Source organism: Grimontia sp. THUN1695, assembly GCF_059704325.2.
Genome location: NZ_AP046577.1, coordinates 86,444 through 99,573, shown reverse-complemented (window position 1 = coordinate 99,573; position 13,130 = coordinate 86,444). Strand labels below are relative to the sequence as shown.

Genomic DNA, 13,130 nt, shown 5'->3' with positions numbered 1-13,130 from the left:
CCCCTCCAGAATGTTTCATCTATAGAAAAAACAATGGGAGCACCTGCTCCCATTGTGGATCAGTAACTCACTAGATTAACCGATCAGTGAACGTCACGCCAATACTCTTTCTTGAGCAAAATGGCAAGGATCAGGAAAATGATGATGAAGCCAATGACCCAGTAACCCATTTGCTGACGTTCCAGCTTGTTTGGCTCACCGGAGTATTCCAGGAAGTTAACCAAGTCACGCACGGCATCGTCATATTCATCAGGGCTAAGCTCTCCATTACCCAAAGACTCGATACCCACAAATTCCTGCACCTGTTTGCCGTCAACCAACACTGTCTTGTATTGTTTGACCGGCGTGCCTTGCAACTCTTCCAATACATGGGGCATACCGACGCTCGGAAACACGGTATTATTCACCCCAAACGGACGTGACGGGTCTTCATAAAACGAACGCAGATAAGTGTAAATCCAGTCTGTACCGCGAACACGTGCCACCAACGTCAGGTCTGGTGCCGGTGCACCAAAAAACGTCGCTGCATCCTCCGCCGTAATTGCATTTTGCACCAAATCGCCAATTTTCGCGTTGCTGTCGAACACCAGATTCTCCATCATCAACTCTTTGGGTATATCCAGATCTTCGGCAATACGTTCATAACGCTGATACTGCGTGGTATGGCACCCCAGGCAATAGTTCATAAACAGCTTGGCACCGTTTTGGAGCGAGGCTTTATCAGACAAGTCATTGTTCGCCGCATCTAAAGGTACTTTTGCACCTGCCGCCATCACTAGAGAAGGCAGCAGTGCGAACAGCATTACAATCCACTTCTTCATTTGTAGTTCACCCTCTCCGGTAATGGTTTGGTTGCTTCACTTTTGCTGTAGAAGAACAGCGCGACGAAGAACATGAAATAACCAAAGCTGAATATCTGTGCCAACAGGGTATAAGTTGGAGTTGCAGGAAGTGCACCCAGAATACCCAGCGCAATGAATGAAACTGTAAACTGCGCAATATTCGCCAGGTGGATTTTGCTACGGTAGCGATAAGAGCGTACCTTACAGCGATCCAGCCATGGCAACAGGAACAGAACAGCGATGGAGAGGCCCATCAACACAACCCCCAACAGTTTGTCAGGCACCGCCCGCAAAATCGCATAGAACGGCGTGAAGTACCATACCGGTGCAATGTGCTCAGGCGTCTTCAACGGGTTCGCTGCTTCAAAGTTTGGTGGTTCAAGGAAGTAGCCGCCCATCTCTGGGTTGAAGAAAATCACATAGGCAAACAGGATACCAAAGATACCCACACCAACGAGGTCTTTCACTGTGCCATAAGGATGGAATGGGACAGAATCGATGATGTCGTATTTCTTGGTGTAGTACTCATGGAACGGGAACTGGGTTTCGTAACCTTCACCTTTAGTGCCTTTTGGCAATTTGGTTTCGATACCGTCCGGGTTATTCGAGCCCACTTCATGCAGCGCTAGGATGTGAAGCACAACCAACAACAGGATCACGATAGGCAACGCCACTACATGAAGTGCGAAGAAGCGGTTCAATGTCGCCCCAGACAGCACGTAGTCACCGCGGATCCACAATGTCAGGTCGTCACCGATAACCGGAATCGCACCAAATAGGGAGATAATCACCTGAGCACCCCAGTAAGACATCTGTCCCCAAGGCAACAGGTAGCCCATGAAAGCTTCTGCCATCAAGGCCAGGAAAATCAGCATCCCAAACACCCATAGCAGTTCGCGTGGTTTCTGGTAAGAACCGTAAATCAAGCCACGAAACATGTGCAGGTACACCACCACAAAGAATGCAGAAGCCCCGGTGGAGTGCATATAGCGCAACAACCATCCGTACTCAACATCACGCATGATGTACTCAATTGACGCAAAAGCCCCTTCCGCAGAAGGGTTATAGCTCATGGTTAACCAGATGCCGGTCAATAGCTGGTTTACCAGTACCAACATGGCTAGTGAGCCAAACAGGTACCAGAAATTAAAGTTTTTCGGCATCGGGTATTCAGACAAATGCTTTTTATACGCATTCATCGAAGGAAGACGTTTCTCAAACCAGTTAAGTAAGTTTTCCATTACGCTGTCCCCTCATCTGCACCAACCAAAATGCGGTGATCATTAAGGTACGTATAAGGTGGAACAACCAGATTAAGTGGCGCTGGTACACTTTTGAAAACACGACCCGCCATGTCAAACTTGGAGCCATGGCACGGGCAGAAAAACCCGGCAGCAACCCCTTCAACCTGCTCGCTAAAGCTGTCCGGCAAATAGGTTGGTGAGCACCCCAGATGAGTACACAAACCAACAGCAACAAAAATTTCTGGTTTTACTGAACGATAAGTATTGCCGGCATACTCAGGCTGCTGGGGTTCAAGAGAGTCAGGGTCACGTAGCTGATCGCCAATCTCATTTAACGTTCCCAGCATCTGTTCGCCACGGCGAACAACCCAGACCGGCTTGCCCTGCCAAATCACCCTGATTAACTGACCTTCTTCAATCTTACTAATATCGACTTCTACCGGGGCACCGGCTGCCTTTGCTTTGGCGCTAGGGTTCCATGACTTGATAAAAGGTACAGCGACTGCTGCTGCACCCACACCACCAACCACTGCGGTTGATAGGGTCAGGAAACGGCGTCGGCCGGAATTCACTGGCGCATTGCTCATCCACATTCTCCCATGTGCTCCCGCATGGATTCTTATAACTGTCCTTATGCGTCCCTGGAGCGTACGGCTAACTCAAATTAAGAATTTTTCTGACGTAAAAATGGGCAGATTATCCAACAAAAGCCTATTAATACGCCGCCTAAATGATAAGGAAAACCCCACTTTTTGACAAGATAAAGCTACCTTTTTGTAACAAATGTGAGGTATGCACCGTTTTTTTTAACTAACTGCCAAAAAAGAAAATTTACTAAAATGTTAAAATAGGCAAACAGGGGAGAGGCGCACAGAATGTGCATTAACTCAAAGACTAACTCTTTGATAGGCAAGAAAAAGCCTGGCATAAGCCAGGCTTTTCGGACCATAATTCCCGGCTCAGCCGGAAGCGTATTAACGCTTAGAGAATTGTGGACGACGACGTGCTTTACGCAGACCAACTTTCTTACGTTCAACGCGACGTGCGTCACGAGTAACGAAACCAGCTGCGCGCAGTGTAGGACGCAGAGTTTCATCGTACTCCATCAGCGCACGGGTGATACCATGACGGATAGCACCTGCTTGACCAGAAATACCACCACCAGAAACAGTGATGTACAGATCCAGCTTCTCAGTCATTTCCACCAGCTCAAGAGGTTGCATTACAACCATGCGAGCAGTTGGACGACCGAAGTAGGTTTCCAGAGAACGCTTGTTGATTACGATGTTGCCGCTGCCCGGTTTGATGAATACGCGAGCTGCAGAGCTCTTGCGACGACCAGTGCCGTAGTATTGTTCTGCCATTGTTTAATCCCCTTAGATGTCCAGTACTTGCGGTTGTTGTGCCGCGTGCTTGTGCTCAGCGCCCGCGTAAACTTTCAGTTTACGGAACATTGCACGACCTAGAGGACCGCGTGGCAGCATACCTTTAACAGCAAGCTCGATAACCATTTCTGGTTTCTTAGCGATCAGTTTGTCGAAGCTGATTGACTTGATGCCACCCATAAAACCAGTGTGGTGGTAGTACATCTTGTCAGTTGTTTTCGCGCCAGTTACTTTCACTTTTTCCGCATTGATAACCACAATGTAGTCACCAGTGTCAACGTGTGGAGTGTACTCCGGCTTATGCTTACCACGCAGACGAGATGCGATTTCAGTTGCGATACGACCCAGAGTTTTACCTTCTGCGTCTACAATGTACCAGTCGCGTTTTACAGTTTCTGGTTTAGCAACGAATGTTTTCATGCTAATAAATACCCGATAAATTTAGATTTCACTTAAGGAGCTCTCGCTCCCACTGTTAAGAGCCCATTCAACACCCCTTCGAGTGGTGGATCCCTCGGCCTTAGCCTTTCAACAGTAACGGTGGGTCGCAGGATTATAAGGAAGGGTGGAGAAAAAATCACCTTTTTTTCAAAAAAAGTCCTGAATTTTTCTCCAACTGGTTATTCATAATACTGTAAGGAGTACACAACGGGTTACGGCAGATGCTCCAATGCCAGATAATCATGGCTTTGCATCTCCTTTAAGCGGGATATACAGCGCTTGAATTCGAAGTTAAGCCTACCGTCTGTATACAGTAAATTCAGGGCTACCTCAGCAGAAATGATGAGTTTTACGTGCCTTTCATAAAATTCATCCACCATGGCAATAAAACGGCGAGCAGCATCATCAGAAGAAGCCCCCATTTGTGGCACATTTGCCAATAGCACGGTGTGATAGAGTCTGGCTATTTCTATGTAATCTGACTGACTGCGTGGGCTGTCACATAACGTGGCAAACTCAAAGTGCACTACGCCTTCCGACTCCCGCTCCGCAATCAATTTTCGGTGATTGATTTCTATCTCATGGGAAGAAAAGCAAGGTTCTGTTGCCAGTTTGTAAAAATACTCCTTGAGGTTTTCCCCGGCTTTTTCATCAAGTGGGAAATGATAGATTTCTGCCTGTTCAAGGGTACGGAGACGGTAGTCTGTACCAGCGTCAACATTGACCACCTCACAGTGCCGGTTGATCAACGCAATCGCTGGCAGGAAACGTGCACGCTGGAGACCATTCCGGTATAGATCATCCGGCACAATATTAGACGTAGCGACAAGGCAGATCCCGCGATCAAACAATGCCTCCATCAACGTCCCCAGAATCATGGCGTCAGTAATGTCAGAAACGAAGAATTCATCAAAGCAAAGTATATGAGCTTCATCTGCCAGCTTATCAGCAATTTTTTGTAGCGGATCCTGCTGGCCGTCGAGCAATTTCAGCTCTTGGTGCACGCGGTGCATAAAGCGGTGAAAGTGCATCCGCAGCTTCTTTTCAAAAGGCAGGCTCTCAAAGAATGTATCTACTAAATAGGTTTTGCCGCGACCAACGCCCCCCCAAAAATACAGCCCCCGTTCCGGCTCTTTCCGGTCTGCTTTCTTTTTAAACAGCAATTGCAGGAACCCTGGCTTTTCAGCCGGTGCATTCGCACGGGCAACAAGACGGTGATAAAGGTTCTCGAGTTTCTCCACGGCGTTGCGCTGTGAAGCGTCTTCAAAAAAATCTGGTCTTAGTAAGTCTTTACAGTATTGCTCTAGTGGCGTCATCCTTGAACCTAACTTTACACTGGGGACATCGGTGGTCTTAAAATCAATAGTACCACGCACCTATCTTGCCATGTATAGTAAACTCAGGGTTTGCAGTTTTCTTTTCTCTGCCATTATCCAGGCAAAAAATTGCAATTCATCCAATCCGTTGGAATAGGTTAAGGAGCACTTATGGCTTGGATTAACACACTGGTTTTTGTGGTCATTGGTATTGTGATTGGTTTTATCATTGCCCGTCTGACAATGCGGGATAACCCGCAACAAAAAGATCTGAAAAAAGAGTTGGAAAAATCACGCTACGAGTTGGAGCAATACCGCCAGGAGCTGGTTGATCATTTTGCCAAGAGCGCAGACCTTCTCGATACGATTTCCAAAGACTACAGCAAACTGTACCAGCACATGGCTAACACCTCTGCAGAGCTGATGCCCAACCTGCCAGAGCAAGATAACCCGTTTGCCAAGCGCATCAGCAAACTGTCAGAAGTGACTGACGAACACTCCACATCTCAGGAGCCTCCCCGTGATTATTCCGAAGGTGCTTCTGGATTGCTGAAAGGCTACAAAGAGACCAGCAAAGCGAGTTAAGTCGATCGCAAATATTACATAACGGGGCATTGAACTTTTTGAAGCCATCCCCACTCTAGTAAAACGTACCTATTGAGGGGAGTGTATATGAAAAAGAAGTCTTTGCTTACGTTGAGTGCGTTGGCACTCGCCATCAGTACCACTATGACTGCCCTACCGGCAACGGCGGCGCTTCCGACTACCGTTGCCGGCGAGAGCCTGCCAAGCCTTGCACCCATGCTGGAAGCGGTCAGCCCGGCTGTTGTCAGCATTGCGGTTGAAGGTAGCCACACATCAAAGCAACGCATTCCTGAATCATTCCGCTTCTTCTTTGGCCCTGACTTTCCATCTGAACAAGTCAGGGAACGCCCATTCCGGGGGTTGGGTTCGGGCGTCATTATTGATGCAGATAAAGGGTATGTGATCACTAACCACCACGTGATTGACGGCGCAAACAAAATCCGCGTTCAGTTACATGACGGCCGCGAATATAACGCCGAGCTCATTGGTAGTGATGGCATGTCTGACGTGGCATTGCTCAAACTTGAAAAAGCCGTAGACCTCACTGAAATAAAAATGGCAGATTCCGATGCACTCCGTGTCGGTGATTTTGCTATTGCTATCGGTAACCCGTTTGGCCTTGGCCAGACAGTGACATCTGGGATCATCTCTGCGCTGGGTCGCAGTGGCCTGAACCTCGAAAATTTCGAAAATTTCATCCAGACCGACGCCGCAATTAATAGCGGCAATTCCGGCGGCGCACTGGTCAATCTCAACGGTGAACTGGTCGGGATCAACACCGCCATTCTAGGCCCAAATGGTGGCAACGTGGGTATCGGCTTTGCCATTCCGGTGAACATGGCGAAAAACTTGGTCGAGCAAATCCTAGAGTTTGGTGAAGTGAAGCGCGGCGTACTGGGTGTCCAGGGCGGCGAGCTGACATCAGAACTGGCAGAAGCCTTCGGTTATGAAACCAACCATGGTGCATTTGTCAGCCAAATCGTACCAGACTCTGCCGCTGATAAAGCCGGCATCGAAGCTGGCGATATCATCACTTCCGTTAACGGCAAAGAAATCCGCAGCTTCGGCGAACTTCGTGCCAAAATAGCCACCCTGGGGGCAGGTAAAGAAGTGAAGCTTGGCATTATCCGGGACGGAAAACGGAAAACGGTCACTGCCAAGTTAGAAGAAGCCAATTTGGCAAAAGCCAATGCGGAAACCTTGCACGAAGCATTGACCGGCGCTGAGCTTGAGAACTACTCACAAGGCAACATTGCTGGTGTACGTGTTTCAGCGGTTGAAAAAGGGTCAATTGCAGAGCGTTACGGATTGAAGCAAGGTGATGTAATTGTTGGTTTTAACCGAACTAAAGTGAAAAACCTTGGCGATCTTCGTAAGCAACTTGAAGCCAAACCGTCTGTGCTGGCGTTGAACATTCTGCGTGGTGATTCTACCCTGTATCTGGTGATCCGCTAATCGCACACCGTTCAACTCTGTCAAACATCATGAGCCTGGCCCTGCCAGGCTCTTTTTATTGCCCGAAGCCAGCTACTCTTACCCAATATTCAGTGGTATCCTCATGGTTTGATCTTTACATTTTTATGGGGAGTCGCATGCTGGCTTTTTTAGCACGTTCTGTGGGTTACGGCGTCTTTGTCGCTGCGGTGCTGCTTATCGCCATCCCCTCTCTGCGAACCTCCCAACTCTTACCCAACACCGCACTGGCGAGCTTTGAGAGCGATAACAGCCTGCTGTCATACAATTACGCGGTCAGACGGGCTTCCCCTGCTGTTGTCAACATTTACACTCGCCGTTATAGCGCAGAAAACCGTCTGCAACTCAATGCGGAAGGCCTTGGCTCCGGAGTGATCATGAGTGACAAAGGTTATATCGTCACCAATTACCATGTAGTTGCACGTGCCGATCAAATCATTGTCGCCCTGCAGGATGGACGCATCAGCACCGCACAATTGGTGGGGAAAGATCAGCGCACGGATCTGGCAGTATTAAAAATAGAGCTGGATAACCTGCCGGTGATCCCATTTAACGACAGCTATAAACCAGCCGTGGGCGATGTGGTTCTTGCCATCGGTAATCCCTACAACCTGGGGCAAACCACAACATTCGGCATCATTTCCGCCACCGGTCGCCCGGGAATGAGCTTCAACAGACGGCAAGACTTTCTCCAGACAGATGCGGCAATCAACAAGGGAAACTCCGGTGGTGCCCTGGTGAACAGTCGGGGGGAGCTGGTAGGGATTAACACAGCCTCATTCCAACAGGCCACTGACATTGATACCTATGGGATCTCTTTCGCTATCCCCTACTCACTGACGCTGAAAATCATGCAAAAGCTGATTGCGGATGGCCGGGTGATCCGCGGCTACATTGGTGTTGAAGGGCGTGAAGTTAATCCCGTGATGGCAAGGCTCCTTGATGCAGAAGAGCTGCGGGGTGTATTAATAGCCAGTATGGAACCGAATGGCCCTGCCGCACGTTCAGGTCTGATGGTGAATGATTTGATTGTGGCAATTAACGGTAACCCCATCAGCAGTTTCCGCAGTACCCTTGATATTGTGGCGGACACCCGTCCTGGTACCAAGGTCCCCTTCACCGTGATTCGTCAAGGTCAATCGCTGGAAGTGGTCGTTACCATCGGTGAAGACACATTGTAAGCTAGGGGAATACCTCAGACAAAAAGGCCACTTGGCAAACCCAAGTGGCCTTTTATCTATTCATCGGGTATCAGTCACTAAAACGCTCAATGCTGACACCCAGCTTCTTCAGCTTGTCTTCGATATGTTCATAACCACGGTCGATGTGATAAATGCGGTCAACAATGGTTTCGCCTTTCGCAATCGCTCCGGCAATAACCAGACTTGCAGAGGCACGCAGATCGGTTGCCATTACTTGCGCACCACTCAGGCCGTCACAATCACCGCACACCACGGTATTACCTTCTATTTCCGCATGGGCTCCCATACGCTGAAGTTCAGGTACATGCATAAAGCGGTTTTCAAATATGGTTTCGGTGATGATACCGGTTCCTTTTGCAATCAGGTTCAGCAGGGTAAATTGCGCCTGCATGTCTGTTGGGAAGCCCGGATGTGGCGCTGTGCGGATATTCACAGCTTTCAGTTCACGGCCCGTCATATCCAACGCGATCCAGTCTTCACCGCTTTCCACCAGCGCGCCGGCTTCTTCCAGTTTTGCCAGTACCGCTTCCATCAATTTTGGGGATGTATTTCGGCAGATCACCTTACCGCCAGACACGGCGGCAGCCACCAGAAAGGTACCGGTTTCAATACGGTCAGCCACCACTTCGTGGTAACCACCGCCCAGACGCTCAACCCCTTCAATGGTGATGGTGTCAGAGCCAGCTCCGGTAATTTTTGCGCCCAGCATATTCAGGAACTTGGCACAATCAACAATTTCCGGCTCTCGGGCAGCGTTTTCAATCACGGTAGTGCCTTCAGCCAGCGTAGCCGCTGACATAATGGTCACAGTGGCGCCTACGCTGACCTTGTCCATCACGATGTGTGCGCCTTTCAGGCGGCCATCAACGTGAGCTTTGACATACCCTTCATCCAAAGTGATCGTCGCACCCAATTGCTCCAGACCATGAATATGCAGGTCAACCGGGCGGGCGCCAATCGCACATCCTCCCGGCAGAGATACTTCACCTTTACCGAAACGCGCAACCAGTGGGCCGAGAGCCCAGATTGAAGCACGCATGGTTTTTACTAACTCATAGGGTGCACAGAACTCGTTAATCTCACTGGCGTCAACATGGACAGAGCCATTGCGTGATACCTTGGCCCCCAAACGTGACAGCAACTCCATGGTGGTGTCGATATCACGCAGTTTCGGAACGTTAGCAACCTCTACGGGCTCTTCAGCCAGCAACGCGGCAAACAAAATAGGCAGTGCCGCATTCTTGGCACCTGAAATTGTGACTTCACCACGTAGTGGGCCACCACCGTGGACACGGAATTTTTGCATGCTGTTCCTCGTGAACTTATAGCGGTTGCATCAGTTTTTTATCGCGCGCCCATTCAGCAGGGGTCAGCGCTTTGATGCTAAGGGCATGGATCGCATTGGTTCTGATATGTTCCATCAGTGGACCATAAATCGTTTGTTGCTTTTTAACACGAGACATACCGTCAAACATGTCGCCAATAGCAATAACCTCAAAGTGACTACCATCGCCTTTAACATGGATTTCATCCAGGGTAAGGGCTTGCTCAAGAATAACTTTGATTTCTGTAGGTTCCACAACTATTCCCCGTCAACCGATGCGCTTTCATCAATAATAATATTTTCCACATTGCTCAATTGCAGCAGCACACGAAGTTGCGTGGGAATGCCGCTCAACACCAGTGTTTGATGGTTTTCAATGAGGGTTTGCTGCAAATGGAGCAACATCGCCATGCCTGCCGAATCGATTCGCTTTAGTGACGATAAATCGAGCAACACCCGCTCATCACTGGGCAACCAATCGGCACGCCGATGCCAAAATGCGGGAACTGTGTCACGATCAAGCTCTCCTGACAAGCAGTAATCCCCATTTGTGTGCTTTTGAAAAGATAGTGTATCACTCACGATTCACTGCCTTCTCGGGTGATCGGTGCTTTTGCTCGTTCAATCAATTGTTTGGCGACGGCTTCAATACCGTTTTTGCGCAGCTCTCCACTCCATTCACTGGTTTTGGTATCCAACATGCTGACGCCTTCAACCTGAACATCGAAACCTTGCCATTCTTCAGTTTTACCGTTTTTGCGCAAAGCAAAGTCTAGACGGATAGGCGGACGCGCTTTATCCAGAATGTCGACACGGACAGACACGACTTTACGTTTGTCATCAATCTCTTTTTCCTGCTCCACAACGATCTCCTGATCGGTGTACTGGGTCAGGATTTGCGCGTAAGACGCAACCAGATAATCATAAAACGCCTCGGTAAACAGATCGCGCTCTTCCTTGCTTGCTTTCCGTGCCTGCGGGCCCAGCACTTTCAATGCGGCATAACGTACATTGATGTAGGGCATTAACTCTTGCTTAACGACGTCCCGCAGTAACTCCGGATTGGCAATGTATTGTTCTTTGTCCGCTTTCAAGCGGCTAAATGCATTGTCTGCCACTGAATTAATCAAGGTATAGGGGTTTTTCGCGTCGATTTCTGCCGCCACTGACAAAGAGGAAAAGACGATACCCAGCATCGCCACGAAAGCCACAATCCACTTGTTCATTACTGACTACTCCTCTGACCCACCGACACTGTAAAGAAACTGACCAATCAAGTCTTCCAATACCATCGCTGAGCGTGTGTCTTCCAATAAATCGCCATCTTGCAAAACATCAATGTCTTCATCGAGAAAACCTGGACGAATACCAATATATTGCTCTCCCAACAGACCTGAGGTCAGAATGGCGGCTGAGCTGGTTTCTGGGAAATACCCAAACTTACGGTCTATCTCCATAGTGACAGTTGGCACATAATCCGGCGCGGACAAAGAGATCTGACTAACACGCCCCACAACCACACCGCCAACTTTCACCGGTGAGCGTACTTTCAAACCACCAATGTTGTCGAAGTGGGCCTGAAGTGTATAGTGATCGGTGCGGGAGAAGCTCTTCACGTCAGCTACCTGGAAAATCAGCAGCAGCACGGCGACTATCCCGGCCAGGACAAAGGTGCCCACCCAAAATTCAGTTTTACGGTTTTGTTGCATCTAGTTAGCTCCCAAACATCAGTGCCGTGAGGACAAAGTCCAATCCCAACACTGCCAAAGAAGAATGCACCACAGTTCGTGTTGTCGCGCGGCTGATCCCTTCCGATGTTGGTATGGCATCATAGCCGTTAAACAGTGCAATCCAAGTAACAGTGATAGCGAACACCAAGCTTTTTATAAATGACTGACCAATGTCGTAGCCAAGTTCAACAGACGATTGCATTACCGCCCAATAGCTGCCGTAGTCGATACCTTTCCAGTCAACCCCGACAAGCTGTCCACCCCAGATACCCACCATCATAAAAATCATCGCCAGCAGGGGCATGGAAATCACCCCAGCCCAAAACCGTGGCGCAATTACGCGGCGCAGCGGATCCACCGCCATCATTTCCAGGCTGGATAGCTGCTCGGTGGCTTTCATCAAGCCTATTTCCGCCGTCAGCGCTGAGCCTGCACGACCTGCAAACAGCAACGCGGTGACCACGGGCCCAAGCTCTCTGAGTAGTGAAAGTGCCACCATTTGTCCCAATGAGCTCTCTGCACCAAAGTCAGCCAACACCAAATACCCTTGAAGGCTCAGCACCATACCGATAAACAGTCCGGACACCATGATAATGGCCAACGATCGCACACCGACAGAGTAAATTTGAGTCAGTAACAGCGGAAACATTTTCTTCGGTTGGGGCTTGCCTACTAAGGCTCCCAACAACACAAAGGTGGCACGTCCCATGGTTTGCGATACCGCCATCGCCCGGGCACCCAATGCCTGAACCAGGTTAACAATCACGAAAACAGCTCCTGTGTAATGTCTTTGGCGGGATACCGGAATGGCACGGGGCCATCCGCTTCTCCCCGGAGAAACTGGCTAACCCGGGGATCAGGATTCTCACGCAAAGACTGGGGTGAGCCTGACGCAATCACTTTGCCATCCGCCAAAAGATAAACATGATCCGCAATACTCATCACCTCAGGCACATCATGGGAAACCACGATAGAAGTCAATCCCAGCGCCTGATTCAGATTACGGATCAAGGACACCAACACCCCCATGGTAATCGGATCCTGACCGGCAAAAGGCTCATCATACATAATCAGCTCCGGATCCATCGCAATGGCACGTGCCAGTGCAGCCCGCCTTGCCATGCCACCCGACAGGCTGCTGGGCATCAAATCTGCAGCTCCCCGAAGCCCTACCGCTTCCAATTTGAGCAAGACAATGGTTTTGATCAGGGACTCTGGCAACGCTGTATGTTCACGCAGGGGAAAGGCAACATTGTCAAACACTGTCATGTCGGTAAAAAGGGCGCCGGACTGAAACAACATACTCATGCGCTTTCGCGCTTCATAAAGTTTGTTGCGTGAAAGTGTGGGAATATTCTGGCCGGCAAACACCACTTCCCCCTTATCCGGAAGGAGTTGCCCACCAATCAGGCGAAGCAGGGTGGTTTTGCCAATCCCGGAAGGCCCCATAATGGCAGTCACTTTGCCAACCGGCACCGTCAGGCTGACGTTGTCAAAAATCACCCTCTCGCCACGTGAGAATGTCAGGTTATTCACTTCAACCAGGTTCGTCGTACTCATCAAGGCCCTTTAATGTTGTTTTCCTTGA

16 protein-coding genes are annotated in these 13,130 nt (G+C 49.5%); 3 read left to right on the top strand and 13 right to left on the bottom strand.

Annotated elements, in window-relative coordinates; all coding sequences use genetic code 11:
* Window positions 1-83 precede the first annotated feature (83 nt).
* The 6 genes from AC6IB1_RS03875 to zapE form a co-directional block, all read right to left on the bottom strand.
* Window positions 84-821: a cytochrome c1 gene (locus AC6IB1_RS03875; RefSeq protein WP_497567896.1), complete on the bottom strand. Its 738-nt coding sequence runs from the start codon at window positions 819-821 to the stop codon at window positions 84-86.
* Window positions 818-2,083 carry a cytochrome b gene (locus AC6IB1_RS03870; protein ID WP_497567895.1) on the bottom strand — a complete coding sequence of 422 codons (1,266 nt, stop codon included), beginning with the start codon at window positions 2,081-2,083 and terminating at the stop codon, window positions 818-820. The genes AC6IB1_RS03875 and AC6IB1_RS03870 overlap by 4 nt, the downstream gene beginning before the upstream one ends.
* A complete protein-coding gene (gene petA / locus AC6IB1_RS03865) occupies window positions 2,083-2,673 on the bottom strand; it encodes a ubiquinol-cytochrome c reductase iron-sulfur subunit (RefSeq protein WP_497567894.1) in 591 nt (196 codons plus the stop codon). Before petA ends, AC6IB1_RS03870 begins: the two co-directional genes overlap by 1 nt.
* A gap of 387 nt (window positions 2,674-3,060) precedes the next feature.
* Window positions 3,061-3,450, bottom strand: a complete 390-nt coding sequence (gene rpsI, locus AC6IB1_RS03860; protein ID WP_005502162.1) for a 30S ribosomal protein S9 — start codon at window positions 3,448-3,450, stop codon at window positions 3,061-3,063.
* Window positions 3,451-3,462: 12 nt separating this feature from the next.
* Window positions 3,463-3,891 (bottom strand): 50S ribosomal protein L13, encoded by a 429-nt coding sequence (rplM, locus tag AC6IB1_RS03855; protein ID WP_005502163.1) that lies wholly within the window; start codon window positions 3,889-3,891, stop codon window positions 3,463-3,465.
* Between the two features lie 233 nt (window positions 3,892-4,124).
* Window positions 4,125-5,228 carry a cell division protein ZapE gene (gene zapE / locus AC6IB1_RS03850; protein ID WP_497567893.1) on the bottom strand — a complete coding sequence of 368 codons (1,104 nt, stop codon included), beginning with the start codon at window positions 5,226-5,228 and terminating at the stop codon, window positions 4,125-4,127.
* Window positions 5,229-5,399: 171 nt separating this feature from the next.
* Between zapE and zapG the strand changes: the two genes are divergently transcribed.
* The 3 genes from zapG to degS all read left to right on the top strand — a co-directional run bounded on the left by zapG (window position 5,400) and on the right by degS (window position 8,467).
* Window positions 5,400-5,813, top strand: coding sequence for a Z-ring associated protein ZapG (gene zapG / locus AC6IB1_RS03845; protein ID WP_005502168.1), 414 nt, complete (start codon window positions 5,400-5,402; stop codon window positions 5,811-5,813).
* Between the two features lie 87 nt (window positions 5,814-5,900).
* A complete protein-coding gene (locus AC6IB1_RS03840) occupies window positions 5,901-7,268 on the top strand; it encodes a Do family serine endopeptidase (protein ID WP_497567892.1) in 1,368 nt (455 codons plus the stop codon).
* A 137-nt stretch (window positions 7,269-7,405) separates the two neighbouring features.
* A complete protein-coding gene (gene degS / locus AC6IB1_RS03835; RefSeq protein ID WP_497567891.1) occupies window positions 7,406-8,467 on the top strand; it encodes an outer membrane-stress sensor serine endopeptidase DegS in 1,062 nt (353 codons plus the stop codon).
* Between the two features lie 70 nt (window positions 8,468-8,537).
* On the opposite strand, the gene murA is transcribed toward degS, so the two are convergent.
* From murA to mlaF, 7 genes are read right to left on the bottom strand one after another with little or no spacing between them, the layout of a single operon-like run.
* The gene (gene murA, locus AC6IB1_RS03830) at window positions 8,538-9,794 is read right to left on the bottom strand and encodes a UDP-N-acetylglucosamine 1-carboxyvinyltransferase (RefSeq protein WP_497567890.1); all 1,257 of its coding nucleotides are present in this window, start codon (window positions 9,792-9,794) and stop codon (window positions 8,538-8,540) included.
* Between the two features lie 16 nt (window positions 9,795-9,810).
* Entirely contained in the window at window positions 9,811-10,068 is a 258-nt protein-coding gene (gene ibaG / locus AC6IB1_RS03825) for a BolA family iron metabolism protein IbaG (RefSeq protein WP_114996190.1), read from the bottom strand.
* Window positions 10,069-10,070: 2 nt separating this feature from the next.
* Window positions 10,071-10,394: an STAS domain-containing protein gene (locus AC6IB1_RS03820; RefSeq protein WP_040528193.1), complete on the bottom strand. Its 324-nt coding sequence runs from the start codon at window positions 10,392-10,394 to the stop codon at window positions 10,071-10,073.
* A complete protein-coding gene (gene mlaC, locus AC6IB1_RS03815) occupies window positions 10,391-11,038 on the bottom strand; it encodes a phospholipid-binding protein MlaC (RefSeq protein WP_497567889.1) in 648 nt (215 codons plus the stop codon). The genes AC6IB1_RS03820 and mlaC overlap by 4 nt, the downstream gene beginning before the upstream one ends.
* A gap of 6 nt (window positions 11,039-11,044) precedes the next feature.
* Window positions 11,045-11,521 carry an outer membrane lipid asymmetry maintenance protein MlaD gene (gene mlaD, locus AC6IB1_RS03810; protein WP_497567888.1) on the bottom strand — a complete coding sequence of 159 codons (477 nt, stop codon included), beginning with the start codon at window positions 11,519-11,521 and terminating at the stop codon, window positions 11,045-11,047.
* 4 nt (window positions 11,522-11,525) lie between these two features.
* Complete coding sequence (gene mlaE, locus AC6IB1_RS03805) at window positions 11,526-12,308, bottom strand: lipid asymmetry maintenance ABC transporter permease subunit MlaE (RefSeq protein ID WP_497567887.1); 783 nt, start codon at window positions 12,306-12,308, stop codon at window positions 11,526-11,528.
* Entirely contained in the window at window positions 12,305-13,102 is a 798-nt protein-coding gene (gene mlaF / locus AC6IB1_RS03800) for a phospholipid ABC transporter ATP-binding protein MlaF (RefSeq protein ID WP_497567886.1), read from the bottom strand. The genes mlaE and mlaF overlap by 4 nt, the downstream gene beginning before the upstream one ends.
* Window positions 13,103-13,130: the final 28 nt, after the last annotated feature.

Bases quoted from the DNA above. Each gene is read 5' to 3' on its own strand.
- murA (WP_497567890.1), bottom strand. From the start codon at position 9,794: ATGCAAAAATTCCGTGTCCACGGTGGTGGCCCACTACGTGGTGAAGTC.
- rplM (WP_005502163.1), bottom strand. From the start codon at position 3,891: ATGAAAACATTCGTTGCTAAACCAGAAACTGTAAAACGCGACTGGTAC.
- mlaD (WP_497567888.1), bottom strand. From the start codon at position 11,521: ATGCAACAAAACCGTAAAACTGAATTTTGGGTGGGCACCTTTGTCCTG.
- zapE (WP_497567893.1), bottom strand. From the start codon at position 5,228: ATGACGCCACTAGAGCAATACTGTAAAGACTTACTAAGACCAGATTTT.
- AC6IB1_RS03875 (WP_497567896.1), bottom strand. From the start codon at position 821: ATGAAGAAGTGGATTGTAATGCTGTTCGCACTGCTGCCTTCTCTAGTG.
- mlaF (WP_497567886.1), bottom strand. From the start codon at position 13,102: ATGAGTACGACGAACCTGGTTGAAGTGAATAACCTGACATTCTCACGT.
- degS (WP_497567891.1), top strand. From the start codon at position 7,406: ATGCTGGCTTTTTTAGCACGTTCTGTGGGTTACGGCGTCTTTGTCGCT.
- rpsI (WP_005502162.1), bottom strand. From the start codon at position 3,450: ATGGCAGAACAATACTACGGCACTGGTCGTCGCAAGAGCTCTGCAGCT.
- AC6IB1_RS03870 (WP_497567895.1), bottom strand. From the start codon at position 2,083: ATGGAAAACTTACTTAACTGGTTTGAGAAACGTCTTCCTTCGATGAAT.
- zapG (WP_005502168.1), top strand. From the start codon at position 5,400: ATGGCTTGGATTAACACACTGGTTTTTGTGGTCATTGGTATTGTGATT.
- petA (WP_497567894.1), bottom strand. From the start codon at position 2,673: ATGAGCAATGCGCCAGTGAATTCCGGCCGACGCCGTTTCCTGACCCTA.
- mlaC (WP_497567889.1), bottom strand. From the start codon at position 11,038: ATGAACAAGTGGATTGTGGCTTTCGTGGCGATGCTGGGTATCGTCTTT.
- AC6IB1_RS03840 (WP_497567892.1), top strand. From the start codon at position 5,901: ATGAAAAAGAAGTCTTTGCTTACGTTGAGTGCGTTGGCACTCGCCATC.